Origin of the sequence: Acinetobacter sp. ANC 4204 (assembly GCF_002135205.1) — a bacterium.
Classification (GTDB): Bacteria; Pseudomonadota; Gammaproteobacteria; order Pseudomonadales; family Moraxellaceae; genus Acinetobacter.
In genome coordinates this window covers 91,821-115,648 of sequence record NZ_NEFZ01000008.1, presented here as the reverse complement: position 1 = coordinate 115,648, position 23,828 = coordinate 91,821, and the positions used below count along the sequence as shown (strand labels likewise).

Annotated in this window: 26 protein-coding genes; 10 read left to right on the top strand and 16 right to left on the bottom strand. The window is 42.5% G+C overall.

Annotated features, from left to right (window positions below; genetic code table 11):
* Window position 1: 1 nt before the first annotated feature.
* From B9T36_RS15440 to B9T36_RS15410, 7 genes are all read right to left on the bottom strand, one after another.
* The gene (locus B9T36_RS15440) at window positions 2–556 is read right to left on the bottom strand and encodes a DNA-3-methyladenine glycosylase I (RefSeq protein ID WP_086210352.1); all 555 of its coding nucleotides are present in this window, start codon (window positions 554–556) and stop codon (window positions 2–4) included.
* Between the two features lie 21 nt (window positions 557–577).
* Window positions 578–823, bottom strand: a complete 246-nt coding sequence (locus B9T36_RS15435) for a hypothetical protein (protein ID WP_086210351.1) — start codon at window positions 821–823, stop codon at window positions 578–580.
* Window positions 824–838: 15 nt separating this feature from the next.
* Window positions 839–1,363: a M23 family metallopeptidase gene (locus B9T36_RS15430; protein WP_086210385.1), complete on the bottom strand. Its 525-nt coding sequence runs from the start codon at window positions 1,361–1,363 to the stop codon at window positions 839–841.
* 117 nt (window positions 1,364–1,480) lie between these two features.
* Window positions 1,481–2,515, bottom strand: a complete 1,035-nt coding sequence (mutY, locus tag B9T36_RS15425; RefSeq protein ID WP_086210350.1) for an A/G-specific adenine glycosylase — start codon at window positions 2,513–2,515, stop codon at window positions 1,481–1,483.
* Between the two features lie 106 nt (window positions 2,516–2,621).
* Complete coding sequence (locus B9T36_RS15420) at window positions 2,622–2,984, bottom strand: HIT family protein (RefSeq protein WP_086210349.1); 363 nt, start codon at window positions 2,982–2,984, stop codon at window positions 2,622–2,624.
* Between the two features lie 73 nt (window positions 2,985–3,057).
* Window positions 3,058–3,798: a dienelactone hydrolase family protein gene (locus B9T36_RS15415; RefSeq protein WP_086210348.1), complete on the bottom strand. Its 741-nt coding sequence runs from the start codon at window positions 3,796–3,798 to the stop codon at window positions 3,058–3,060.
* Between the two features lie 169 nt (window positions 3,799–3,967).
* Entirely contained in the window at window positions 3,968–4,126 is a 159-nt protein-coding gene (locus B9T36_RS15410; protein ID WP_004647174.1) for a DUF1328 domain-containing protein, read from the bottom strand.
* 201 nt (window positions 4,127–4,327) lie between these two features.
* Here B9T36_RS15410 and B9T36_RS15405 point away from each other — a divergent pair, with 201 nt between their 5' ends.
* Both B9T36_RS15405 and B9T36_RS15400 read left to right on the top strand, forming a co-directional pair.
* Window positions 4,328–4,780, top strand: a complete 453-nt coding sequence (locus B9T36_RS15405) for a YcgN family cysteine cluster protein (RefSeq protein WP_086210347.1) — start codon at window positions 4,328–4,330, stop codon at window positions 4,778–4,780.
* A 98-nt stretch (window positions 4,781–4,878) separates the two neighbouring features.
* The gene (locus B9T36_RS15400; protein WP_086210346.1) at window positions 4,879–6,153 is read left to right on the top strand and encodes a replication-associated recombination protein A; all 1,275 of its coding nucleotides are present in this window, start codon (window positions 4,879–4,881) and stop codon (window positions 6,151–6,153) included.
* Window positions 6,154–6,236: 83 nt separating this feature from the next.
* On the opposite strand, the gene B9T36_RS15395 is transcribed toward B9T36_RS15400, so the two are convergent.
* Window positions 6,237–6,854 carry a LysE family translocator gene (locus B9T36_RS15395; protein WP_086210345.1) on the bottom strand — a complete coding sequence of 206 codons (618 nt, stop codon included), beginning with the start codon at window positions 6,852–6,854 and terminating at the stop codon, window positions 6,237–6,239.
* 93 nt (window positions 6,855–6,947) lie between these two features.
* Here B9T36_RS15395 and B9T36_RS15390 point away from each other — a divergent pair, with 93 nt between their 5' ends.
* Window positions 6,948–7,406: an Lrp/AsnC family transcriptional regulator gene (locus tag B9T36_RS15390; RefSeq protein ID WP_086210344.1), complete on the top strand. Its 459-nt coding sequence runs from the start codon at window positions 6,948–6,950 to the stop codon at window positions 7,404–7,406.
* A gap of 611 nt (window positions 7,407–8,017) precedes the next feature.
* On the opposite strand, the gene B9T36_RS15385 is transcribed toward B9T36_RS15390, so the two are convergent.
* The 7 genes from B9T36_RS15385 to dapA form a co-directional block, all read right to left on the bottom strand.
* Window positions 8,018–8,794 carry an ABC transporter ATP-binding protein gene (locus B9T36_RS15385; protein ID WP_086210343.1) on the bottom strand — a complete coding sequence of 259 codons (777 nt, stop codon included), beginning with the start codon at window positions 8,792–8,794 and terminating at the stop codon, window positions 8,018–8,020.
* An 8-nt stretch (window positions 8,795–8,802) separates the two neighbouring features.
* On the bottom strand, window positions 8,803–9,516 hold the full coding sequence (locus B9T36_RS15380) for an ABC transporter permease (protein ID WP_086210342.1): 714 nt from the start codon (window positions 9,514–9,516) through the stop codon (window positions 8,803–8,805).
* Window positions 9,513–10,202 (bottom strand): ABC transporter permease, encoded by a 690-nt coding sequence (locus B9T36_RS15375; protein ID WP_086210341.1) that lies wholly within the window; start codon window positions 10,200–10,202, stop codon window positions 9,513–9,515. Before B9T36_RS15375 ends, B9T36_RS15380 begins: the two co-directional genes overlap by 4 nt.
* A gap of 84 nt (window positions 10,203–10,286) precedes the next feature.
* Window positions 10,287–11,072 carry an ABC transporter substrate-binding protein gene (locus B9T36_RS15370; RefSeq protein WP_086210340.1) on the bottom strand — a complete coding sequence of 262 codons (786 nt, stop codon included), beginning with the start codon at window positions 11,070–11,072 and terminating at the stop codon, window positions 10,287–10,289.
* A 420-nt stretch (window positions 11,073–11,492) separates the two neighbouring features.
* Complete coding sequence (purC, locus tag B9T36_RS15365) at window positions 11,493–12,212, bottom strand: phosphoribosylaminoimidazolesuccinocarboxamide synthase (RefSeq protein WP_004691818.1); 720 nt, start codon at window positions 12,210–12,212, stop codon at window positions 11,493–11,495.
* Window positions 12,213–12,248: 36 nt separating this feature from the next.
* Entirely contained in the window at window positions 12,249–12,857 is a 609-nt protein-coding gene (locus tag B9T36_RS15360; protein WP_086210339.1) for a lipoprotein-34 precursor (NlpB), read from the bottom strand.
* A gap of 13 nt (window positions 12,858–12,870) precedes the next feature.
* Window positions 12,871–13,770 (bottom strand): 4-hydroxy-tetrahydrodipicolinate synthase, encoded by a 900-nt coding sequence (dapA, locus tag B9T36_RS15355; RefSeq protein ID WP_086210338.1) that lies wholly within the window; start codon window positions 13,768–13,770, stop codon window positions 12,871–12,873.
* Window positions 13,771–14,482: 712 nt separating this feature from the next.
* Between dapA and mhpT the strand changes: the two genes are divergently transcribed.
* From mhpT to ppk1, 4 genes are all read left to right on the top strand, one after another.
* On the top strand, window positions 14,483–15,688 hold the full coding sequence (gene mhpT / locus B9T36_RS15350) for a 3-(3-hydroxy-phenyl)propionate transporter MhpT (RefSeq protein ID WP_086210337.1): 1,206 nt from the start codon (window positions 14,483–14,485) through the stop codon (window positions 15,686–15,688).
* A gap of 213 nt (window positions 15,689–15,901) precedes the next feature.
* Window positions 15,902–16,546, top strand: coding sequence for a bifunctional nicotinamidase/pyrazinamidase (gene pncA / locus B9T36_RS15345; RefSeq protein ID WP_086210336.1), 645 nt, complete (start codon window positions 15,902–15,904; stop codon window positions 16,544–16,546).
* Window positions 16,547–16,607: 61 nt separating this feature from the next.
* Entirely contained in the window at window positions 16,608–17,561 is a 954-nt protein-coding gene (locus B9T36_RS15340; protein ID WP_086210335.1) for a bile acid:sodium symporter family protein, read from the top strand.
* Window positions 17,562–17,728: 167 nt separating this feature from the next.
* Window positions 17,729–19,792, top strand: a complete 2,064-nt coding sequence (gene ppk1, locus B9T36_RS15335; RefSeq protein WP_086210334.1) for a polyphosphate kinase 1 — start codon at window positions 17,729–17,731, stop codon at window positions 19,790–19,792.
* A gap of 57 nt (window positions 19,793–19,849) precedes the next feature.
* On the opposite strand, the gene B9T36_RS15330 is transcribed toward ppk1, so the two are convergent.
* Entirely contained in the window at window positions 19,850–21,103 is a 1,254-nt protein-coding gene (locus tag B9T36_RS15330; protein WP_086210333.1) for a hypothetical protein, read from the bottom strand.
* Window positions 21,104–21,180: 77 nt separating this feature from the next.
* Here B9T36_RS15330 and serB point away from each other — a divergent pair, with 77 nt between their 5' ends.
* The 3 genes from serB (at window position 21,181) to B9T36_RS15315 (ending at window position 23,777) form a co-directional block, all read left to right on the top strand.
* Window positions 21,181–22,401 (top strand): phosphoserine phosphatase SerB, encoded by a 1,221-nt coding sequence (gene serB / locus B9T36_RS15325; protein ID WP_086210332.1) that lies wholly within the window; start codon window positions 21,181–21,183, stop codon window positions 22,399–22,401.
* A gap of 410 nt (window positions 22,402–22,811) precedes the next feature.
* Window positions 22,812–23,147 (top strand): ciprofloxacin tolerance protein AciT, encoded by a 336-nt coding sequence (gene aciT / locus B9T36_RS15320; protein WP_004691806.1) that lies wholly within the window; start codon window positions 22,812–22,814, stop codon window positions 23,145–23,147.
* 150 nt (window positions 23,148–23,297) lie between these two features.
* Window positions 23,298–23,777, top strand: coding sequence for an SCP2 sterol-binding domain-containing protein (locus B9T36_RS15315; RefSeq protein WP_004691804.1), 480 nt, complete (start codon window positions 23,298–23,300; stop codon window positions 23,775–23,777).
* The last annotated feature ends 51 nt before the right edge of the window (window positions 23,778–23,828 follow it).

Sequence of the window (23,828 nt, the reverse complement as noted above, 5' to 3'; positions counted from 1 at the left end):
TTTATTTAAAATGACAGCCATTTTCATGATCATTGACCATGCCGACCGCTTGCATAAAGGCATAACAGGTGGTCGGGCCAACAAACTTGAAGCCCTGTTTTTTCAGTGCTTTTGACATGCTTTGGCTTTGAGGTGTTTGTGCAGGTGCTGTGCGGTAGTCAGGAACATCATTGTGGATGGCATGTTGCTCGACAAAGTTCCAGAGCCATTCCACAGGGTTGATGCCTTGTTGTTTCAGTGCAACCCATGCAATCGCATTGTCACGAATCGCAGTGAGTTTTCCGATATGCCGGATTAGCCCTGCGTCTTGGACTTTAGTGGCTAAGTCTGCTTCGCTAAAACTTGCAATTTGCTCGATGGAATGCTGGAAAAAATGGCGATGGTAGTGTTCACGTTTTTTCAGGACGGTAATCCATGACAGCCCCGCTTGTTGACCTTCGAGGCAGAGCATCGCAAAGAGCTGCTTTTCATCATGTAGTGGTTTACCCCACTCATGATCATGGTAGTCGATGTAGAGCGGGTCTGAGGAGCACCATCCGCAGCGTTGAGTGGTCATCTGGAAATGCTCCTTTTTTATTTATAGGGTAAACGTTGCCCATTGATCGAGTTGATTATCCCAATAAAATAATTGGGCGTGTTCGAGCTCGGAGAAGTTAATCCAAACATCTTTTCCGGTCTTTTCTGCAAATCCAGTGCTGATTAAGAGTGCATCTTCAGTAATTTCCATGATCCAGCCTTGGTGGCTTTGTCCTGCCAAGATAATTTTTTGTTGATTGCCTGATTCAGCAAATTCGACCAGACGGTTGATCAACGCTTCTGACATGAAAAATTCCTAAAGTTAACGTAAATAAGGATAGGGATTTACTGCACCACGACCTTTGCCTTGTAAATACAGTCCATAATGTAAATGTGGGGCGGTGTATCGTGCATTGCCTGTGTTGCCAACATAGCCAATCACATCGCCTTTTTTAACATAGTCTCCGACCTTTAAACCACGTTTATGATCATCAAGGTGAGCATAATAATGCCATGTGCCAGCGGGTCCCATAATCCAAACCACTTTACCACCCAAATTGTTATTACGTAAGTCCGCGACTAGGCCTTCTGTGGCGGAAAAAACTTTGGTTCCCTTTGGTGCCAAAATGTCGATGCCTTCATGCGTTCGTCCACTGCTGCGTGAGGCACCCCAAGTGTCTTTGAGCGCATGACGTTTGATGCCCTGAACTGGTACCGGGAATTGTTGGGCTAAACGCATATTTTTAAGCTGCTGAACTTGAGCTGCGGGTAATTGGCTACCGCTGGGCACAGGGGGGGTGGTACGACAAGCAGCAAGTAAAAGGAGAAGAATACTTAGACTGCTCATGGCAGAAATGCGAGGCAAACAATAACGCACGAACAATCCTTTCTTATCTCTGTGATCTCATTTTAAAGTGATCTCATTTTAAGTTTTATCATCAATCAAATTGATGACATCACTATGTCACAGTTGAATTGCTGAGATCAATTTTTTCATGGCGGTTGGGATGCCCATTTCTGTGACATTTTGTACATCGAACCACATGCCTGCCAGTTCAATACTTAAATGTTCGAGTTGATCGGCATCGACTTCAAAGCAAAGTGCTTCCAGTTGCCAAGTGAAATGGGTGAAACTATGCGAAATTTCAGCGCGTTGCGAGACTTGTTTTAATCCTAGACTTTGGCACAGTTGCGTGAGTGCATCACAGTTTTCAAAAATAGGTAAACACCATAAACCGCCCCACAGTCCACTATTGGGGCGTTGTTGCCACAGCCATTGATTGTGATGACGCAGCACCAATACTTGAGCCGACTTTATTGGGACAGCTTTTTTGGGTTTTTTAAAGGGTAATTCCGTTTCTAGCCCTTGTGCATGGGCTTTACAGTGTTGCTGCATGGGACAGTAGAGGCACAACGGTTTTTTCGGTGTACAGACGGTTGCCCCCAAATCCATGATGGCTTGGGTGTAGTCATGGTTACGTTCATTTGGGCAAAGTTCGTCAGCCAGTTGCCACATGCTACGCTCATGCGCGGGTTTACTCAGGTCGTCATCAATAGCAAAAAAACGTGCGAGAACGCGCTTTACATTACCATCCATAATGACGCCGTACTGACGTAAACCCAAAGACATCAGTGCCCCTGCGGTAGAGGGTCCAATACCGGGCAGTTCAATCCATCCTTCCAAGGTTTGAGGAAAAGCACCATGGCGTGCCACAATACTAGCCGCTTTATGCAGATTACGCGCGCGTGCGTAGTAGCCGAGACCTGCCCAGTAAGGTGCGACCTCATCCCATGATGCTGTCCCTAAAGTTTCAACCGTTGGGAAGCGTTCGATAAAACGCTCGAAATATTGCAGTACGGTTTTGACTTGGGTCTGTTGTAGCATAATTTCAGACACCCAAACTTTGTAGGGGTCATCGGCCACTTGCCATGGTAGGTCATGTCGACCATGAACATCGAACCAAGTCAGTAACGCATCTGAAAAAGAGAAAGGAGACATCTGAAGCACAAACAAAAAATTCGACTTAGTATAACGGAATGTCTTTTATACGCAGGTATTTTGCCTATAAAAAATGGCGCCGAAGCGCCATTGATCAAATGAGCATTTAGTCGTGTGTCATGCCCCAGCGTGCATCGAGTTTGAGCTCTTGGTCTTTATAGCGTGGAATAATATGAATATGCAGGTGTTCAGACACATTTCCAAATATTTCACCATCATTAAACCCAATATGGAAACCTGACGGTTGATGGCGCAATTGGAGTTCATTACGTGCCAGTTCTAACAAAGACATTAAGCTCTTACGTTCTTTGTCAGTGATATCAAAGAATGAACTGATATGGCGTAGAGGGATAATGACGCAATGACCTTTAGAGAGCGCATTGGGTTCGGGTAAAATCACCCCAAACTCGTTTTTATCAAGCACATCAAATTCATCAAAATTACAATATTGGCATTGGGTCTCAGTCATTGTTATCTCCTCTAAAATCTAATTATCTATCTTACTGGATATGAGCAAGTGATATTTGCTTGCTCGTCTCTAGTTAAGCACTGAGATTGCGTTCTAGCAAGTCATACATTGCTTCAAGACCCTGTCTTTCGGCTTCAGGGTTATAGCCCAAGTCTACACCATTGGCTTTGGCACGTTCATCGGCTAACGGATTACTAAAGCCATGCTTCGCATCTTCAAAAATAATGACTTCATGATTTACTTTCGCTGCATGCATTTCTTCACGGAAGCTTGCAACATCATCCAAGGTGACCATGCTGTCTAACTCACCATGTAAAACTAAAATTTCACCTTGAATTTGACCTTCGACCGCAGGGGCTTTCGGTGCCAAAGTTGCATGGAAGGTTGCGACAGCTTTGAGTGGAGCACCAGAACGTGCCAAGTCTAAAACCACTTTACCACCATAACAAAAACCAATGGCCGCCAGTTGATCGGCATTCACTTCAGGCTGGGCTGCAAGCGTCTCTAAACCTGCTTGAGCACGGTTGACGATGGTGTCTGCATCGGCAAAAGTTTGCATCATCCATTCATAGGCTTGCTTGGCATCAGTGGTGACTTTTTTGTCGCCGTACATATCAATCGCCAGAGCAGCATAACCATGTTCAGCTAGTTCGCGAGCACGTTGTTCAGTATATTCATTTCGACCCCACCATTCGGGTGCAACAATGATTCCTGCATGGGGTGTTTGGCCATTGGGTGCTGCAAAATAACCGACTAAGCGTTGTCCATCTGCTGTGTTATATTGAATTTCCCGAGTTTGAATACTGATCGTCATGCTCAAATCCTGTTAGATAATATGTTCTGATTAAAGCATAAAAACTTTTACAAGGATTTGAAAAACAGCCTGATTTGTAGAAGAAATGTGAGAAATTATTTTTTCAATGCCATAACGAAAAAAGAAGGAAATCATTCCTTCTTTTTTGTCAGTGAAGCATTTAAGCTCCCTATACTTTGCCACGGGACAAGAAGCCGACAATAGCAAGTATGACTGCAATCACTAATAAAATAATTGCAAAGTCTTTCGATAAACCTGCGACACCACCAAAGCCAAGTAAACTTGCAATCAGTGCAATCACTGCAAAAATAATCGCCCAACGAAACATAGCTCTTCTCCATAGATGTTTTTATTGATCACTTATTGAGTATAAAAAGATCCTTCAAACTCACTGTGTTGCTTTTGTTTAAAAAATGTTCTGTTTTTATTTTAAGTTTATGAATATGATGTAAATCTTGAAAATGATCTGACGCTAAAAACTAAGCTGATGATCGGTTATAATAGGTCATTGAGTTTATTGGCAGCCCCCATGGCACACGAATTACGCCCAGAGTTTTGGAAGCATTATACCCTTGCTGAGTTACATCCAGCAGAGTGGGAGGCGCTGTGTGATGGTTGTGGTCTGTGTTGTTTGGTGAAACTTGAAGATGAGGAAAGTCAGGAAGTCGCCTATACCAAAGTGTCTTGTAAGCTGTTGGATTGCCAAACGGCCAGTTGTTGTGATTACCCCAACCGCAAGCAGCATGTACCCGATTGTATCCAGCTCACCCCCGAACTTTTAGACACGATTCATTGGTTACCACCGAGCTGTGCCTATCGTCGTTTACATGAAGGTAAAAATTTACCCAGATGGCACTATCTGAACACGGGTTCACGTGAGAGCATTCTAAAAGCCAAAAAGTCTGCGGCGGGACGCTGTATTTCTGAAGATGAGATCAATCAAGAAGAGATCGAAGACTATATTGTGCGTTGGGTTCGCTAGCGGAGAAAAGCGGCGTGAAATTGCATGAAAAGCTTGTGTCATTTACCTGAATTTGCCATAACATAAGCATTCGATGAACGCATTTAAGTCTTAGTCCTATGTCCGATAGCAATATTCCACTGCCTGAACGTTTACGCCCGCGTGATTTGTCTGAAATTATTGGGCAGGATCACTTATTGGGTGAGCAGGCACCGCTCCGTCAAATGATTGATCAAGGACATTTGCCATCTATTATTTTTTGGGGACCACCTGGGGTGGGGAAAACCACGATTGCTTTACTGTTGGCACAAGCGATCGACCGACCGTTTGTCAGTCTATCTGCACTCAATACGGGGGTCAAAGAACTCCGTGAGATCATTGCCGATGGCGGGGACTTAATGCCACCCGTGGTGTTTATTGACGAAATTCATCGTTTTAACAAATCACAGCAAGACGCGCTACTGAATGCTGTGGAGAAAGGCAAAATTACCCTCATTGGCGCCACCACAGAAAATCCATCTTTTGAAGTGAACAGCGCGCTACTGTCACGTTGTCAGGTCTATACCTTAAATGCACTCGATGCTGATGCGATTCAAACTTTATTATTACAAGCGATTAAGAACGACAAATTTTTAAAAGAGCGCTACATTCAGATCGAAGAATTTGAAGCTTTGGTGCAATTTGCCGCAGGTGATGCACGTAAAGCTTTGAATCTTATTGAGTTGATTGCAGGAACTTTCGAGCCAGACGTTGAAAATATCGTGACCAATGCAATGGTGGTCAAAGTTGCACAGCAAAATATTGCCCGTTATGACAAATCGGGTGAGCAGCACTATGATTTGGTGTCGGCTTTTATCAAGTCGATTCGTGGCAGTGACCCTGATGCTACTTTATATTGGATGGCACGCATGCTCAAAGGCGGAGAAGATCCCGTTTTTATTGCACGTCGTATGTTGATTGCTGCCTCTGAGGATATTGGCAACTCAAACCCGAATGCTTTACTTCTGGCGGGCGAATGCTTCCGCTCTGTTCAAGCTGTGGGTATGCCAGAGTGCCGAATTATTTTAGGGCAGTGTGCGGTGTATTTGGCGACCAGTGCAAAAAGTAATAGTACATATCTTGCAATCAATAAAGCCTTAGATTTGGCTGAAAAAACGGCAAATTTACCTGTGCCGTTGCATTTAAGAAATGCACCAACTAAGTTGATGAAAGAGCAGGGCTATGGTGTCGACTACTTGTATCCACACAACTATCCAGAGCATTTTGTGATGCAAGAGTATTTACCACCTGAACTGAAAGGCACCAAGCTATATGAGTCAGCACGCAATAAGCGTGAGGTTGAAGGAGAGCGCTTACAACAGCGACGTTGGCAACAACAGCAGCAACAACAGTAAACATAGCCCGATTGAAAGATCGGGCTTTTTTGTTGGAGTGGTTTATGTATGCGTTGTAGCCATGTGTAGGGATTTTTATATGCTCATGGCGTTAAACTACTCATCAATCGCAATGCAGTAGGTAAAACAGAGACCAGCAAGGCAATTGCCATCGTGATATTAAAGATAAAAGCAAACTGAGGTTTGATGAGATGCTGACGTAAGAAAAGTCCACTCACCGCCCAAATGCCAACGCAGGGAATCGAAACCAACATTAAAATCAGGGCGGCATAAATGATCTCGCTGACAGGAGGATTTAAAGCAAAATAAGTCGAGACTGTGCTGATAGCGATGATCCATGCTTTGGGATTGACCCACTGAAATAACGCACCTTGCAGAAAGCCCATGGAGGGTTTCTGCTCTAATTCGATGTTGAGTGGCCCACTAGATGCAATTTTCCATGCAAGCCAAAGAATATACATAAAACCAATAAAACCTAAAATAAATTGAAGCTGAGGCAGAGTAAGGAAAATTTGGTTCAATCCGATGCCAATGGTGAAGAGTTGTACGGCAACCCCAAAGGCAATGCCAAGAATGAGCGGTACAGTTTTATATATTCCAAATCGTGCACCAGACAGTATGACCAGTGCATTATTAGGGCCAGGTGTGCTTGTCATAACAATACAAAACAGCAGATAAGGTGCAAAGAGAGACATATTCATAATGGCTGAAAGGTCAAAATAAATATTATTTTATTGTTGATCTAGCACAATTTGATTGTATATTGATCTTTAAAAATGAATTTTATGCAATAAATGATTGAATTAGACCGCTTGGACCGAAAGATATTGTGTGAGCTTGAACGCGATGCACATTTAACCAATATTAAACTGGCAGAACGCGTGGGTTTGTCAGCCTCGGCCTGTTTACGACGCGTGCAAGAACTAGAAAAAATAGGCATTATTCGCGGATATAAAGCGGTGATTGACCGTTCGCTTTTGGGGATTGGTTTAACGGTTTATGTGACTATCGGGCTGTCTTGTCACTCAAAAGAAAGTTTGGTTCAGTTTGAGGATGTGATTTCTGTTGCGGATGAAGTGACCGAGTGTCATACCATTACGGGCTCGGTTGAGTATTTACTTAGAGTAGAAGTGGCAGATATTAAAGCGTATAAAAAGTTCCATACGGATGTTTTGGGGACGATTCCTTGTATTACCTCCATCACCAGTTTTTTAGTGATGGAAACCACTAAAAATCAGTATGCAAATATATAACGTGTCAATAGGACACCGAATGTTCTAGCGAGGTTTTTAACATGAATCGCTATTCGCGAGTTAAACCCTTTCAGTCGTGCGTTGATGTTGAAATATTCTTGTCAGTTTGAGTGTACCGCGATAAAACGTTAGCTATCGGCCCTATATATGCGCCAAGTTGAAAGTGTTGGTTTAGGGTTATAATAAAATGGCCCGATTAAAAAGAAAATGTCAGCCAGTAAATACGCTCCATATTCATTTCCTTAAATTTTTAGCTCCTTTTTGCTGAGCCTTAGCGTTTTTAAGTTCAATTTTCGGTCTTTGTTTTGTTTCTGATGAAGCAAGGTTTGGTAAGAAAAAATCTTGCGATGCGATGTGCCCGACCACAGAACTTGTTCAATTTATATATGTAAAACAACTTTTGCTGTAAAAGCAGTCCATTTTTAATGCTGACGACTTCGTCTTGCACCACAGATAAAAGCAATGTTTTTATTTTTGTTCGGATGGCGGATGACATTAACCAGTATTAAATAAGATCTAGAGTTTAAAAAGAAAATGCCGGTCAGTTTCGGAACTGACTGGCATTCTGTTTAAAACGGGTTTTTCCTGAACAGAGTTCTGAGGGACATCAATTATTTAAAGTTACCTTCTAAAAACTGTTTTAGGCGTTCACTTTTCGGGTGAATCAAGACTTCTTTCGGGTCGCCTTGTTCTTCAATTTTACCTTGATCTAAAAATATAACATGGTTGGACACATGGCGTGCGAAGCCCATTTCATGGGTGACCACAATCATGGTTCGGCCTTCTTCAGCCAAACTTTGCATCACTTTCAACACCTCACCTACCAGCTCAGGGTCCAAAGCACTGGTTGGTTCATCAAACAACATCACCTCAGGCTCCATTGCCAAGGCACGAGCAATCGCGACACGCTGTTGCTGTCCACCAGATAGAAAAGAGGGGTATTTTGTTTCTACACTTTCTGCGAGCCCAACTTTTCTTAAATATTTACGAGCCCGTTCTTCCGCTTCACTCCGTTTTAAACCTAAAACATGAATGGGCCCTTCAACGATGTTTTCTAATACCGTCATATGTGACCATAAGTTGAAATGTTGAAACACCATCATCAGTTGGGTGCGCATTTTTTGTAGCTGTTTGGGATTTGTGGCTTTGAGATTGCCATTTTTATCCAAGCTCGTCTCTAACTGCTCACCATTGAGTTCAATGCTACCTTGGCTTGGCTGCTCTAGAAAATTGATGCAGCGAAGAAAGGTGCTTTTACCTGAACCCGAGGAACCAATAATACTAATCACATCGCCTGCATGTGCCTCAAGTGAAACCCCTTTTAAGACTTCATGATCGCCAAAGCTTTTACAAAGATCTCGAATCACCAGTTTTGCTGAATTTTCCATTTTTTCTCCTAATGATTCGATGGTTTTAAAAACGCCAGCCAGCGTTGTTCCAATTTACGAAAGATCCAAATGAGGATAAATGCCAGACAGGCATATAGCACAGCGGCAATGCCAAAGGCGTCAAAAGTGGCATAAGTGGCAGCATTGACATCTCGTGCAATTTTGAGAATATCAGGCACGGTTGCAGTGAAGGCAATGGTGGTTGCATGCAGCATCAAAATGACTTCATTGCCATAAAAAGGCAGTGCTCGGCGTAGCATAGACGGAATAATAATGCGGGTATAGCGTTTCCACGGCGACATTCCAAAGGCTTTTGCTGCCTCAATTTCACCGTAGGGAATTGAACGTATTGCGCCAGCAAAAATCTCAGTGGTATAAGCCGCTGTATTGAGTGCAAACGCTAAAATGGTGCAATTAAGCCCTTCTCTAAAGAATTCATCGAGCCGTTCATGGGCATGGACAAATTCAAGGCTATAAATTCCCGTGTAAATAATCAGCAGTTGTACATAGAGGGGTGTACCACGAAATACATAGGTGTAAAACCAAACAGGAAGACGTAAAAAAGGATTTTCTGATACGCGGGCAACCGATAGAGGTACAGCTAAAACAAAGCCAATTGCAATAGAAAGCACCAACAACCATGCGGTCATGGCAACGCCAGTCATTTGAAAACCATCGGTCCACAGGTAGGACTGCCAATATTGTTGAATAATCTCAATCATAATTGTCCCTTTTTCACACCAGCAGAATAACGACGTTCCAGCCACATGAGTATTAAATTTGAAAGGGTGGTGATGGCCAAATAAATGACTGCCGCAACGATACTAAAATAGAACACTTGCATGCTGCTTCGACCTGCATCTTGGGTAATTTTGACAATGTCGGTCAAACCAATTAAGGACACCAAAGCGGTGGCTTTGATGAGGACTTGCCAGTTGTTACCAATGCCTGGTAAGGCAAAACGCATCATTTGTGGAAAGAGGACACGCCTGAAAACTTGAAATGGGGTCATGCCGTAGGCATATGCGGCTTCAAGTTGACCTTTGGGGACGGCTTGAAATGCACCACGAAAGGTTTCAGTAAAATAGGCCCCATAAATAAATGCCAAAGTAATCACCCCCGCCACGAAGGGATTGATATCAATTTGCTCCATCTGCAAAGATTCGGTAATGGAGTTCAGTCCAAGTTGCAGGCTATAGAATAACAACAACATGATCACCAGATCGGGAACACTACGAATGAGTGTGGTATAAACAGTCGCAACATAGCGTATGATTTTAATATGGGAGAGTTTGGCACTTGCACCAAACAATCCAATCATGATCGAAAGTACAAGGGATAACAATGCAAGCTGAATGGTCATCCAAGTGCCACTGAGTAATACGGGACCATAGCCAGACAAAAACATACTCAGTTTCTCCGAGTAAAAATATAATATTTTGTAAATCAGCTATATATAAAAAGTGTCGGTATTGAACCGACACTTTATAGGTTAATAAATGCTGAAGGAGAAGTATTTTTTCTCGAGTTTTTTATAGGTGCCGTCGGCAATAATTTCAGCTAAAGCCTTATCAATATTCTTTTTCAGATCGACGTCTTCTTTACGTAAGCCGATGGCAGCCCCTACACCGAGTGTTTTGGCATCGACCACATTATTGCCTGCAAAAGCAAAGCCTTTACCTTTTGCTGATTTCAGGAAACCACCATCAACCATAATTGCATCTTGTAATGTTGCATCTAGACGCCCAGAAACCATGTCTTGATAAAGCACGTCTTGGTTTGGATAAGGAACCACATTCACACCTTTAGGTGCCCAATAAGCTTTTGCATAACTTTCTTGGATGGTCCCTTGTTGCACACCTACACGTTTTCCTTTCAAAGAAGCGGGTGTCGGAAGTAAAGGAGAGCCTTTTTTCGCGACCATGCGGGTTGGAGTATTATAAATTTTATTACTAAACGCGATTTGTTTTGAACGATCAGCCGTCACGGTCATGGATGATAAAATTCCATCAAATTTCTTGGCTTTGAGGGCAGGAATCATTCCATCAAAGGAGTTTTCTACCCAAACACATTTGGCTTTTAATTTGGCGCAAATAGCATTTCCCAAGTCGATGTCAAAACCGACCAGCTTATTGTCAGGGGTTTTATATTCAAAAGGAGCGTATGCGGATTCTGTACCAAAACGAATAGTTTTCCATTCTTTGGCTTGAACAGAGCCGCTCAACGCAGTGAGTACGAATGTGGTCGAAAGGAGTAATTTCTTTTGCCAGTTTTTCATTGTAAATATAGCCATCCGTAAAAAATCAAATCTAGAAAATAAGACGAAGATAGAACTTATCCTACTGATTACTTTTGAATAAAAGCAATATTTATACCAATTTTCCGATCGTTGGTGATGAGTTGATCTTTCGCCATGAGATAGGAGGAAATAAGCGTACTGTTTCGGTTGGAAAATTTTTATCTAAAGAACGTCCTGTTCATAAGTTTTTATCATATTCAAAAACATATCTGATACATAGCTGAAATATACCTGAAGTCTTGTGCGCTATGACGTACAGCGTTGTTGATTTTTTAGCAAATTTCGATGTCCACAAAGTGTATTCTGAGTGAAACGTGGTTTGAAAACGAGCAGACTATAGATGAAGTTTAAACAAAAAAACCGAGCGTTTAAGCTCGGTTTTTTTGAATCTGTAATAGATTAGATATCAGAAAGGTCGATACCTAAACGTGCAGCAACTTCTTCGTACGCTTCAACCACACCACCTAAACCTTGACGGAAACGGTCTTTGTCGAGTTTTTTCTTGGTTTCTTTGTCCCATAGACGGCAGCCGTCTGGAGAGAACTCATCACCAAGAACAATACGGTCGTGGAATACACCAAACTCAAGTTTGAAGTCCACAAGTAGCATGCCACCTTGGTCAAATAAGTTTTTAAGCACTTCGTTCACTTGGTAAGTGAGGACTTTCATTTGCTCAAGTTGCTCAGCAGTTGCCCAACCTAAAGCAATCGCTTGAGACTCATTCACCATTGGGTCGCCAAGAGCATCATCTTTGAAGAATAATTCAAAAGTCGGCGGAGTTAATTCCTTGCCTTCTTCTACACCTAAGCGACGGCATAAAGAACCTGCTGCATAGTTACGAATCACACATTCAACAGGGATCATGCTGAGTTTTTTCACTAAAACTTCTGTTGGTGAAAGAAGTTTTTCAAAGTGAGTCTCAATGCCAGCCGCAGCCAATTTATCCATGATAAAGGCGTTAAAACGGTTGTTCACCTTACCTTTTCGATCTAGTTGTTCGATCTTTTCACCATTGAATGCCGAAGCATCGTCACGAAAGACTAAAATCAGGTGGTCTGCACTGTCTGTTTCATAGACAGATTTCGCTTTACCAGTATAGAGCAAGGTTTGTTTTAACATGAGGGAACCTTTTTCAAAAAAAAATGCCTAGTACGACTAGGCTGGCCAATTTTGGTAAATCTGAGTTAACAATTCTGTGGCTTTTTCAGGCGCTGCAAAACTGTTATCGGCATTGAACACTGCAAGGTTATTGCTTGTACCGACAGCGGTTAGTCTTAACACATAGGTCTGTTGATCGACCTTAATGGTTGCTTCATAACCATTTTTGCCTTGGCCAACGATTTGATGGTTGAGACTGCTGAGGGTGGCAAGTGTGTATTGCCAAATTGTAGCAGAATTTCCTTCAACTTTGAGCAGCGGATTCTTATTTCCGTCAATAATCAATTGAGGGCGACCTACGGCTACAGCTACGGTTTCAGTTGATTCTGTTTGGTTGGTAATCTGAGTTGATTCTGGGCGAGGCATTGCGAAACGGTTACCACGCTTGTTTTCAAGTACTGGTGCGTGTTCTACAGCAAGTGCCTCAACCGTTGGAGCTGGATACAACGGCGTTGCAGGTCGAACCATTGAGCCTTCAGGGTATTTAAGAGGTTCCAAGCTTGCTGTTTCTTTATAGTCCAAACTACCGTTATTGACTGCAAGAGAACTACAACCCGCTAAACTGACGACTGAAAGTGCGAGGGTAAGACCTAAACGTAATTGCATATTAATGTGCTCTTTATTGAATGACACCCGCTTTTGTGAGTGCTTCACGGAGCGGTGTGCGATATTGTTCTGCAAGTGGTGTTAATGGTAAACGAATACCCGTTTCGATTAACTCCATTTCATGAAGTGCCCATTTCACAGGAATTGGGTTCGATTCGCAAAATAGAATTTCGTGTAGATTTGCAACTTGAGTATTTAAGCTTTCTGCCTTTTCAGCTTCACCTGCAAGTGCTGCTGCACAAACATCACTCATTTGTTTTGGTGCAACGTTTGCAGTCACAGAAATATTACCTTGAGCACCTGACAAGATCAGTTGGTAGGCTGTTGCATCGTCGCCTGAATACACAGTCATATCTTTGCCAGCAAGACCCTCAAGCAGAGCTTGACCACGAGCAACATCGCCTGTGGCATCTTTAATGCCTACAATTTGTGGGATATCTGCCAAACGAATAACGGTTTCATTTGTCATATCAACGCCAGTACGGCCTGGAACGTTATAAAGGATCTGAGGCAGATCAACCGCTTCTGCAATGGCTTTATAATGTTGGTATAAGCCTTCTTGAGTCGGTTTATTATAATACGGGGTAACAAGAAGGGCAGCATCTGCACCCAGTGCTTTGGCTTCTTTGGTCAACTCAATGGCTTCGCGAGTTGAGTTCGCACCAGTACCCGCAATAATCGGGATGCGTTTGTTTGCTACACGAATGATTTCTTTGATCACTTGTGTATGTTCTTTCATGCTTAGAGTAGACGCTTCACCCGTTGTACCGACAGCAACAATGCTATTTGTGCCTTGTGCGATGTGCCACTCAACGAGCTTCTCTAGACCCTTCCAATCTACGCTGCCATCTTCAAACATAGGGGTGACGATTGCGACAATTGAGCCTTGGATGGTCTGTGCTTGCTGAGTCATTTTAAAAAAATATCCTATTTGTCCATCCAGTTAGGCCAGAAAAACATAAGATTGGATGGGTACGTATTTTAATTTATAGCATTTTCAAAGCGCTGATGCATTGAATAATGCTTATGCAAATTATGAACGAACACAACATGAAGAACAATATGATTTAGTCAAAGTGTATAAAAACTTTATCTTTTGCTACAAAAATAAAGCCTGTTTAAATGCTGTACAAAGAACATGCTTTTCATCCAAAACCTGAAAATAGTATTTCGCAAGGCAGACGTGAGTCGTTTGGAGCCATCGAAAAGTGGTTTTTTAGATGAAAAAGAGGCCTAAAAGTCTATCAAACCTGATATTCCGTGTATAAAAGTCAGAATTTAAGACCTTTTAAAACTCATACAAGATGTAAATGTGATTTCTGCAAATCTGTTTGCTACAAAAGAATCATTGCTAAAAGGCAGTCTAATCATTCATTTCAGCTATCACTAAAAGGGGGAAACTTGCTTTTATTAAATCGGTGATATGCCTATTTTCAGCATTTTAGTCTAAATTTTTTCCTTATTTTTATTGTTTTTAAGACTATATCTGAACGGATGTTAATACAGGACTAATCCACTAATTTCAGCCATTTGTATGATTTCATTCCACCTTTTGATAGTTATTTCTCCGACCTTGCTCATAGATGATGGCGTTTTTGGAACGCTGATTGAACAAGGATTTCCCAATGCAAAAATCAGATAGGCAACATGCAATTGTCACGGTTGCGATTTGCTTCTTAATTGCAGTCATCGAAGGGCTGGATATTCAAGCAGCAGGTATTGCAGCCGCAGGCATTCGTGAATATTTCGGTTTGGATAGTTCACAGTTGGGGGTGTTTTTTAGTGCAGGGATTCTGGGTCTATTGCCCGGTGCACTGGTGGGCGGGCGTTTTGCTGACCGAATTGGCCGTAAAAAAGTGTTGATTGGTTCAGTGGCTATTTTTGCGGTCTTTACACTCTGTACGGTGTGGGTCAACAGCTTTAATAGTTTATTGCTGGTGCGGTTCTTGGCAGGTGCTGGTCTTGGTGCGGCGATGCCGATTTTAATTACCTTAGCCTCTGAGGCAGTTTCACTACAAAACCGCGGTCGTGCTGTTGGATTGATGTACTGCGGTATGCCTGTGGGTGCTGCCATTCTTTCATTGGTTGCAAGTACTGAGTTTGGTGCCAACTGGAAGAATATTTTCTATTTGGGTGGTTTATTACCGATTATTGTCATTCCTGTGATGATGTGGTTGTTGCCTGAGTCGAAGGAATTTTTAAAGACCCAAAACCCAGAATCTGCCACTGAGGCTGCACCTCAAGCCGCGTTTAAAGAGCTGTTGAACGCGGATAATTTATTTAGAACCTTATTTATTTGGGTGAGCTACTTTTTCACCCTGATGGTGGTGTACATCATGCTCAGTTGGTTGCCATCACTGTTTACTGAGTTAGGCTTTTCACGTAAGGAAGGTGCAACGGCGCAGTTCTACTTTATGCTAAGTGCGACAGTGGGGACCGTGATTTTAGGGATGCTAACAGACCGCTGGAAGAAAGCTTATGTCATCGTACTGATGTATGGCGGCATCTTGGCGGGATTATTGGCATTAAATGCGGCTTCTTCACTGAATCAAATGTATTTGGCCGCAGCATTGGTTGGTGCTTTTGTGATTGGCTGTCAGGGCGTATTGTATGCTTTTGGTGGAATTGTCTACCCAACTGAAGTACGTGGCACAGGTATTGGCGTCGCTTCTGCCGTAGGGCGGATTGGCGCAATGCTAGGGCCTGCAATTGCTGGAGCATTACTAAGCACAGGTTTCGGTGCAGCAGGAGTCATTTCAGCAGCGATTCCATGTATTGTGATTTCAGCGGTGATGATGTTGTTACTGACCCGTCGTATGAAGGGCGTATGACATCATCCATAAGCATGAGTTGGAAAATAGCCTGCTAGAAGCAGGTTTTTTTTCATCAAAATGACAATGCTGCGTAGCGTACTTGCTGATTTGCTTCAATATCCATTGCACTCAAGGCTACAGTCATTTAATTTTGACCCGCGAGGATGAATACTGTTTTATAAATTAAGCTAAGCTTGGCCTTCGAGCACAGAACAAAAAGGACAGAGAAGAATGCAGAAGAATATGGCACTGATTGTGGTGGATGTACAAAATGGTTTTACCCCCGGTGGAAATCTAGCGGTGGCAGGAGCAGATCAAATCATTCCTAAAATTAATCAGTTGGGCGCTTATTTTGACAATATTGTACTCACCCAAGATTGGCATCCAGAAAATCATATTTCTTTCGCAGAGAATCATCCTGAAAAGCAAGCTTTTCAAACCATTGAATTGGACTATGGCACACAAGTGCTGTGGCCACGCCACTGTGTACAAGGCACGCAGGATGCTGAATTACACCCTGATCTAGACCTTGCCAAAGCGCAGTTGATCATCCGGAAAGGATGTCATGCACACATTGATAGTTATTCTGCTTTTTTAGAAGCGGATCATAAGACACAAACGGGGTTGGCAGGTTATTTGAAAGAGCGTGGGATTGATACGGTATTTATTGTTGGGATTGCAACAGACTTTTGCGTTGCGTGGACCGCAATAGATGCTGCGCAACTCGGTTTTCAAACTTATGTCATTGCAGATGCCACCAAAGGTATCGACTTACAGGGATCTTTACAGCATGCATGGCAAGACATGCTGGCGCAAGGCGTAAAACGTCTCTATTGCAAAGACATTGCACAACAATATGCACAAAGGATGCATTGATCCAATCGGGACTCTGTAATCATCAACATAGAAATCATAAGACATGCTGTAGGGAAAGGTCATGGGCACTTTTTTAAGATTTACCACTTGGATTCAAAAAACCTTTGCTTTGTGGGTCGTATTATTTGCAGGGATAGCACTTTTGAGTCCTGAAACCTTTGTCTGGATGAAAGCTTATATCACGTGGATGTTGGGCTTGATCATGTTTGGTATGGGCATGACCATGACGTTGAACGACTTTAAAAGTGTGATGCAGAGTCCAAAAGCAGTTGCGATTGGGGTGGCTGCCCAGTTTGTGGTGATGCCAAGTGTGGCATATGTGTTATGTGTGTTGTTCCGCTTACCCGCTGAAATTGCCATAGGAGTCATTTTAGTGGGCTGTTGTCCAGGAGGGACGGCATCTAATGTGATTACTTACATGGCGAAAGGCAATACAGCATTGTCTGTTGCATGTACCACAGTATCGACTTTATTAGCACCTGTACTGACTCCCGCGATTTTCTATCTGCTGGCCAGCCAATGGATTGATATCAATGCATGGTCGATGCTGAGTTCAATTTTACAGGTGGTGTTGTTTCCTATTGTTTTAGGGCTGGTGGTACGTGCTGTACTGAAACATAAAGTTGAAAGCTATATTTCAGTCATGCCTTTAATTTCAGTGGTCGCAATTGTGTTGATTGTGGCAGCGATTATTGGTGGCTCAAAAGCACAAATTTTAGAATCTGGTTTATTGATTTTAGCTGTGGTGGCGTTACATAACGTGATTGGTTATTTACTTGGCTTTGGAGCTGCAAGGATGTTTCACTTGCCACATGCCGACTGTAAAGCGGTTTCGATTGAGGTGGGTATGCAAAATTCAGGTCTCGGCGTGGCTTTGGCGGCTGTGCATTTTGCTGCTTCTCCAATTACAGCGGTCCCCAGCGCCATCTTTAGTTTATGGCACAACATTTCAGGACCTATTTTAGCCAGCTATTGGGCAACAAAAGCAGACTCAATGCTCAATAAAAAAAAGTGAAAAAGAACATATTTTGGTTTAAATACTGTACGCTGTTCAAGCTTTAAGCATAAAGTCAGGATGAACTTTCTATTTGGGCTGTGATTGTAACTAAACTGTCATAAAGACTGCCTAACATCCCTGCCAAACACTTCATAACAGACTGTTTTAAACAGCATTGAGAGGGTATGGATAATTTTCAGCATTCATCGGTGACGTATTTCAACCGAGAGCTATCGTTATTTGAGTTTCATCAGCGGGTTTTAGCACAAGCATTAGATTTGAGTTTGCCTGTGCTAGAACGTTTAAATTTTTTAATTATTTTTTCACGTAATTTGGATGAGTTTTTTGAGATTCGTATTGCGGGTTTGATGAAACAACGCGATATGAATGCCATTGCCAGAACCCCTGATGCGCTCCCCACAGACGTCGTATTACAAGACCTGTCTCAATCTATTCATACTGCGGTTCAAAAACAATTTGAAACGCTCAATCATTCGATTTTACCCGAGTTACAGGCTCACGGTATTCAATTCCTTCAGTTCCAAGACATCTTAGAAAAACATAAAACGTGGATTGCAGAATATTTTGCCAAAGAAATCCAACCTGTTTTAACCCCGATCAGTCTAGATCCTTCCCATCCTTTTCCTCGTCTCGTGAATAAAAGTCTGAATTTCATTGTGAGTTTACAAGGTAAGGATGCTTTTGGGCGAAGCATTGAGATGGCAATTGTTCCTGCGCCACGTTCTTTGCCTCGCCTGATTTCGATGCCCAAAGCAGTTTCAGGCAGTGTAGACACGCAGATTTTCTTAACTGCGATGATTCAGCAACACATCAGCGATTTGTTCCCAGGTATGAAAGCTACAGGCTGTTATGCCTTTCGTGTGACACGTAATGCCGATTTGATTTTGTCGGAAGATGTTGACGATTTGGCGGTTGCGTTAAAAGATGAATTGTCTTCACGTCGCTTTGGGCGCGCGGTGCGTTTAGAAATTGAAGATGACTGTCCTGAAGCGGTGATTGATTATCTGCTCAAGGAGTTTGATTTAACTGAGCAGGAGCTTTATCGCATTGATGGGCCGATCAATCTTTCACGTCTTAGTACCAGTTGTGATCGACCTGAATTGAAACATCCAGTTTTTATTCCCGTTATTCCCAAAGTTTTGCGTAAACAAAAAAGTACCTTTGATACTTTAAAAGCACAGGATGTATTGTTGCATCATCCGTTTGATTCTTTTCAGCCTGTAATTGGCTTATTAAAAGAAGCTGCGAAAGATCCAAATGTACTAGCGATTAAACAAACCCTTTACCGCAGTGGGCCCGACTCTGAAATTGTACAGGTCTTGGCAGAGGCAGCACGAAATGGCAAGGAAGTCACGGCAGTGATTGAGTTGCGTGCGCGTTTTGATGAAGAGTCGAATATTACTGTGGCCAATATTTTGCAAGAGGCGGGCGCGGTGGTGGTGTATGGCATTGTGGGCTATAAAACGCATGCCAAAATGATTTTGATTGTACGCCGTGAAAATGCTCAGTTGATTCGCTATGCTCATCTAGGCACAGGCAATTATCATGCGGGTAATGCCCGTATGTATACCGACTATGGGCTGATGACTACACAGCCTGATATTTGTGAAGATGTTCACCGCATGTTTCAAGAACTGACGGGGATGGGTAAGATGGCCAAGTTGAAGGCATTATTACATGCGCCTTTTACTTTACACAGTGAACTGTTAAAGCTGATTGAGCAAGAAATTGAGTTTGCACAAGCTGGTCAGGCCGCACGTATTATCATTAAAGTTAATGCTTTAACTGAACCGCAACTGATTGCTGCGTTGTATCGTGCGTCACAAGCTGGGGTGCGGGTTGATCTGATTATTCGTTCGATCTGCTGTTTGATTCCACAGGTCCAAGGTATGTCTGAGAATATCCGTGTACGTTCGATCGTGGGTCGTTTTCTTGAGCATACGCGAGTTTACTTTTTTGAACATGGCGGTGAGAAAAAGCTGTACTGCGCCAGTGCAGACTGGATGGGACGCAACTTATTTTCACGTGTGGAAACCTGCTTTCCAATATTAGATCGCACTTTGAAAAAACAAATTTATAAAGATGGGCTAATAAGCTACCTGAATGATTGTTTAAATGCTTGGGAGCTACAAGCCGATGGTCATTGGCTTAAAGTAGCCTGTACTGATCCAGAGCAGCGCTATAGCGCACAGCAACATTTGGTTGCCCAAAAGCAACTGAAAATTTGAGTTCGACAGAGAAAAAAAGCCTGACATGTGTCAGGCTTTTTTTCTGCTCGGACGTAATTAAGAGGCTTTAGATTGTTTTGCTTTTAGAATTTCAGTTCTTAAAGTTTGTGCCAATTCGGCAGACTCTGAACCCATACCATTGACCATAAAGGCATGACGGGTCAAGACATTGGTTGGATTCGGTAAATTGATCAATTGATAGCTTTCGGAAATGTCTTTCAATAATTCATTGCTTAAATGCACCGCACTTTCTTTGGCAGATAGTTGTTGCACTAAACGTTCAGATGCTTGAGTGGCAGACAGTTGCATTGCATCAACTGCAGTTGAAATACCACAACGTGTTTGCAAAACAAAGCGCTTTTCTTCGCGGTAACGTTTATATAAAACGTCAGACAATAGCTGGAACACACTGCTGATCATCATGAGACATGGCACGGCATTCGGCGTGTCGGTCGACATGGTGAGGGTTGCACCATGCTCATTAAATGACTGATGTGTGCTGACGTCTGAGCTGTTTAATTTAAAGTGCTTTAAGCAAAGCTCTGTACTTTTATTCAGAAAAATTTGGCACAAGTTAAAATACGGAATTGAGACCGTGGTATTGACTGAGTCCATCAATTGTTTTGGGTCATAGAATTGAATATTGAGTGCGACCGAATGGTTGTCCACGATCACAGGTTTTTGCTCTTTCGGCTTAGCACTGGTTTTGAGTTGTTGCTGTGCTTGAGCAATCGCGACCGCAGCATGATGCTTTTCTTGTTCTAGTGTTTGCGTTAACACTTGAATTTCGTGTTTTAAGCGAGATTCATTATTGATCCGTGCTAAGTATTCAGTACGGCTTGGGCGAGCAATCGCACGATAAGCCAACCACAGTAAACCATGAATCGCCAAAGACAATAAAATTGCTAACCATTGCGTCCGTAGAATTTCGCCCATACTTGGTTTGATGAGTGTGATCTCGATACTACCCACTTTCTTTTCGTTTTGTAGCGCATCACGAACAAACACTTCACCATCTCGTGTTCGTACCTGACCACCAGTTGCCAGCACTTGATTATTGGCATCCAATATACGAATGGAAGCTACGCTTGGGTTGGTCGCATAGCGATCCACCAAAAGCGCGAGAGAAACCGTGTTGGCAGGTTCCAGTTCTGTAAGACTGTCTGTCACCAATTGAGAGGTCATCAGTTGACCTTGGCTGGCACGGTTTTCATTCAGTTGATGAGTCGTTGCCAATACCAATAAAAAGGTATGTAAAGCAAAACTTACAATTAATAGGCTAGCAAATAGCCCTTGTCTAGGCGCATTCAACGTAAACTTCCAAAGAAAATATATTCAATTTCGATTATGATTCTAACAATAGTCGTAGCTCAGACCCGAGTCAATTCATGCGAGAAATCATTCTTATTTCATTTTTAGGACCAGACCAGCCTAATCAGTTCACTCGATTAATGCAGGTATTGTCCACTCATTCACTACAAATTTTAGATGTTGGACAAGCAGTTATTCATAACCAATTGACCTTGGGTATAGTTGTTTCTTCAGATGACCAAACCGCAACGGCTTTGGCGATGAAAGAAATTCTAATTTTAGCACATGATATTGGTTTAACTGTACGTTTTAAACCAATCACTACAACTGAATACGACCAGTGGGTGAGCGAAGGTGGACGGACGCGCTATATAGTCACGGCTTTGGCGCCAGAGCTTGAGGCTGCACACTTACAAGCAGTTACAAATATTGTGTCCAACCAAGGTTTCAACATTGAAACTGTGACCCGTTTGTCAGGTCGTCCAGTCTTAAATGGCGAATTGGATGGGCCAAAGCGCGCTTGTGTCCAATTTGGTTTAAGCGGACAAATGCTGGATGCTGCAGCGATGCGTGCGGCTTGCTTACGCTTATCACATGAGTTGAATGTCGATGTCGCGGTTCAAGAAGACAATGCCTACCGCCGTAACCGTCGTTTGGTCTGTTTTGATATGGACTCGACCTTAATCGAGCAAGAAGTGATTGATGAGTTAGCTATTGAAGCAGGTGTCGGCGCACAAGTAGCTGAAATTACAGAACGTGCCATGCAGGGTGAGTTGGACTTCCAACAAAGTTTCCGTGCACGTGTCGCACTGCTCAAAGGAATGGATGCTTCTGTTCTACCTAAGATTGCGGAGCGCTTGACCGTTACAGAGGGTGCGGAACGTTTAATCTCAACTTTAAAAGCATTAGGTTACCGTACCGCGATTTTGTCGGGTGGGTTCCAGTACTTTGCTGAGTATTTACAAGCGAAATTGGGCATTGATGAAGTGCATGCCAATATCCTAGATGTTGAAAATGGCGTAGTGACAGGTGAAGTGAAAGGCCACATTGTCGATGGTGCACGTAAAGCATTATTGCTGCGTGAATTAGCTGAAAAGATGGGGATTTCGCTTGAACAAGCCATTGCTGTAGGCGATGGTGCAAACGATTTACCGATGCTGTCGATTGCGGGTTTAGGGGTCGCATTCCGAGCGAAACCATTGGTAAGACAAAACGCGAATCAAGCCATTTCAAGTGTTGGTTTAGATGGTGTTCTGTATTTATTGGGCGTGCATGATAAAGATTTGAATCGTGCCTAAAAGCATTTGTGAGGATAAAAAACGCAGCCCTTGAGCTGCGTTTTTTTGTTGCAAATTTAAGCAAAAAGCGATGAGTGGTCAGTGAAAAATGTTGATAAAAACAACGATCAACAGAATCGAAAAAAATATTTTTAACTGCTGAAATTAAGGGTTTTATTTTGTAATGACACGCCAAGACCGAGCGTGTCTTTGTTTTGGAAAAGTTCAAATCTAAAAAAATGTAATGACAATATAATATGGCGACAAGGTATGTCGCATTCTAAAAATACAAGCCTTTTTTTCTTTTCAAAACTGCTCATAATGCATGCATAGAGTTTGAAAGCTACACAATCCATTAATTTTAAACGGTATAGGGGATGGGTTCAGCGCAGTTTATAGATCGCTTGAACTGATCTTAGACGGAGGTTTTTATGGTAACAGCGAATTTAGCTACCATCGTTGGCTTGAGTTTAGTCGCCGCTGCGTTGATTGCTGTTTTCTTTTCGCCTTATCGTCGCTGGTTGAGTTTTATGGTGGCGGGTATGGTGTTTTGGGGAATACTGGAAGTCATTCGCCTAGGTGTGCAAGCAGTCTTTGAAATGCCAATCACTTATAGCTACTTAACTGCTTTAACTTCAGCGATGCTTATTGTGACGATGTTACTTCTACGTGAAGACCGTCGTGCAGAACGTGCATTGGCGCAGCGCCGTTGTATTGAACATACACCTGTATATGAAGATGACCAACAGCAATGTTCTAGCCGCTAAGTCATAAGTACATACCGTACAAAAAGATGCCTAGGGCATCTTTTTTACGTTCTTACATGATTGTTATACAAAGCCTAGCAGTAAAAATGGCAACTTGTGGTAGGATTGGAAACAGTCAATTTATCAACAATTACAATAGGCTTACATGTCATGAAACTATCTTCAATTCCTGTGGTTAAACTTCCATTGGTTGATGTCAGCACGGATCCGCTGGATTTAATGGTTACAGGTCTGGCACTGCGTATGAAACAACTGGCACGCACTAGCCCAAAATTTATTGAATTGGTTCATGAGCGTCAGTTCCGTATTCAGATTGGTACGGATTTGGGTATGGCCCGCCAAATTATTGTCAATAATGGACAGATTGATACGGTTTCAGGTGATGCTGAAAAAGCCGATTTTATTTTACAGTTTGCGGACAGTGAGCAGGGTGTGAAAACTTTAATCAAAGGTGATCCAACCGCATTTATGACTGGCATGCAAAACGGCAGCATTAAAATGGAAGGTGATTTTGGTCTCTTGGTTTGGTTTAATCAAGTTGCAAAATTGGTTCCGCCAAAGCTACCAAAGCCTGTGAAAGCAAAAATTAAAGCCGCTCGAGCGTTTTTGAAGGAAAAAACGGGTAAGTAAGTTTTATTGAAAAATAATATATTTATCAATATGATTTCCCCCAAATTATGG